This window comes from Streptomyces sp. WAC05292 (assembly GCF_003949955.1).
Taxonomy (GTDB): domain Bacteria; phylum Actinomycetota; class Actinomycetes; order Streptomycetales; family Streptomycetaceae; genus Streptomyces; species Streptomyces globosus.
Genome location: NZ_RPSE01000627.1, coordinates 1 through 2253, shown reverse-complemented (window position 1 = coordinate 2253; position 2253 = coordinate 1). Strand labels below are relative to the sequence as shown.

At 75.1% G+C, this 2253-nt stretch carries 2 protein-coding genes; both read left to right on the top strand.

What is annotated here, in order from left to right; translation table 11 throughout:
• Positions 1 to 245 precede the first annotated feature (245 nt).
• Positions 246 to 1010 carry a TetR/AcrR family transcriptional regulator gene (locus EF903_RS31810; RefSeq protein ID WP_125548432.1) on the top strand — a complete coding sequence of 255 codons (765 nt, stop codon included), beginning with the start codon at positions 246 to 248 and terminating at the stop codon, positions 1008 to 1010.
• Positions 1011 to 1222: 212 nt separating this feature from the next.
• The coding region (locus EF903_RS31805) for a sigma-70 family RNA polymerase sigma factor (RefSeq protein WP_125548431.1) at positions 1223 to 2253 on the top strand (1031 nt) is incomplete at its 3' end.

Below are 2253 nucleotides of genomic sequence, written 5' to 3'. Positions count from 1 at the left end.
GGGGGAGGAGTTGTGCAGGTCAGGGGCTACGGAAAGGGTGGTTCCGGGGGCTTGGACCGGAAAAGTGGGGGGCGATGCTCCGATCGGGCGGTGCCAGGAGGGGGGCTGCCTCTTCTGAATTGACTCTGGCTCAACTATGTTCGTATCTCGTCGGGGAGTGAGACCGAGACCACTGACCGTGGTCTACCCCGGCACGAAGGCGGGGATGTCTCCGGGGGGAGACAAGTGATTACCGGGGGATACATATGAACATTTCCGATTTCCATGGTTCTGCGGCCGCGCTGCAGAGCGAGACCAACAGCCGCGTCATCACCGGCGGCACCGGCGCGTCGGGCGTGCGCTCCACGCCGCTGCGCGTCGACGCCCAGCGCAACCTGGAGCACGTGCTCCGCGCCGCCCGCGAGGTGTTCGGCGAGCTCGGCTACGGGGCCCCGATGGAGGACGTCGCGCGGCGCGCCCGCGTCGGCGTCGGCACGGTGTACCGGCGCTTCCCCAGCAAGGACGTGCTGGTCCGGCGCATAGCCGAGGAGGAGACCGCCCGGCTGACCGAGCAGGCCCGGACCGCGCTCGGCCAGGAGGAGGAGCCGTGGCAGGCGCTGTCCCGCTTCCTGCGCACCTCGGTGGCCTCCGGGGCGGGGCGGCTGCTGCCGCCGCAGGTGCTGCGGGTCCGCTCCGCGGAGGACGAGGCCGAGGAGGCGCTTGAGGCGCGCGTCCCGCACCAGCGCCAGGCCGGCGCCGCGGGCTCTCCCGAGCTGCGCGTCGTGGGCGGCCGGGCCGCCGACGACGAGCCGTCGCCGGACGCGGGTGCGGGCGCCCTGCTCGAGGTGGTCGGCCGGCTGGTCGACCGCGCCCGGGAGGCGGGCGAGCTGCGTGCCGACGTGACCGTGGCCGACGTGCTGCTCGTCATAGCGACGGCCGCGCCGGCCCTGCCCGACGCGGCGCAGCAGGCGGCGGCGTCCGCCCGGCTGCTCGACATCCTGCTGGAGGGGCTCCGCTCCCGCACCGCCTGACCGCGCGGCGGTCGCCGCCGGCGCGGCGGCGACCGCCGCGGGACGGCGCGTCCGCGGACGTGCCCTCACTCGAACGGGTGAGAGGCGGTACGGACCGCCTTGCGGACGCTGCCCGGACGGGTGGATGGTTGCGCGAGTGGTCCGGCGCGCGCCCCCCGTGTGACAGGCTGGATCGGTGTACCGGTTGAGTCTGTCGTGCGGGAGCTTCCGCGATGAGCGTTGACGGTCGGGAAGAGCCGATCGGTGGGGCCGCCGGGGAAGCCGAGGCGGCCGGTGCGCCGCCGGGGCAGGTTCCGGCCCAGCGCGCGGCCCGGGGCAGGCATGCCGCACCCAGGGCGGGCAGTGCCGAACTCCCCCCGTCCGACGGCGACTTGATCGCCCGGATGCGCGCCGGGGACGACGGGGCGTACGAGGAGTTGTTCCGCCGTCACGCCGACTCCGTGCGGCGGTACGCGCGGACCTGCTGCCGGGACGCGCACACCGCCGACGACCTGACCGCCGAGGTGTTCACGCGGACCCTCCAGGCGGTGCGGGGAGGTGCGGGGCCGGATCAGGCGGTGCGGGCCTACCTGCTGACCACCGTGCGGCGCGTCGCCTCGGCCTGGGCGAAGACCGCCAGGCGTGAACAGCTCGTCGACGACTTCGCGTTGTTCGCCGAGCAGGCGGTCGCGGGAGCGGAGCAGGGCGGCGCGACCGGGCTGTCCGGGGACGACACGCTCGAACTCGGCGCGGACGTGCGGGCGATGCACGAGGCGGAGCGGTCACTGGCGGTGCAGGCCTTCCGGAGCCTGCCGGAGCGGTGGCAGGCGGTGCTGTGGCACACCGCGGTCGAGGAGTCCTCGCCCAGCGCGGTCGCCCCGCTGTTCGGGCTGAGCGCCAACGCGACGGCCGTGCTGGCCGGCCGGGCGCGGGAGGGACTCAAGCAAGCCTATCTCCAAGCGCACGTGAGCTCCGCGCTCAGCGCCGGCGGGGAGTGCGCGCGGTATGCGGACCGGCTGGGCGCCTTCGCCCGCGGGGGTCTGCGGATGCGGGCCGAGCGGGGGCTGCGCAAGCACCTGGAGGAGTGCGCCCGGTGCCGGCTGGCCGCGGGCGAGCTGAAGGAGGTCAACGCGGGCATTCCGGCACTGCTGCCGGTCGCGGTCATCGGGTGGTTCGCCGCCGGGTACTCCGCGAAGGCCGCCGGTGTCCTGGCCGGTGGGGCCGTCGCCGCGGGCGGGGCAGGCGCGGCCCCACCGGCCAGGAC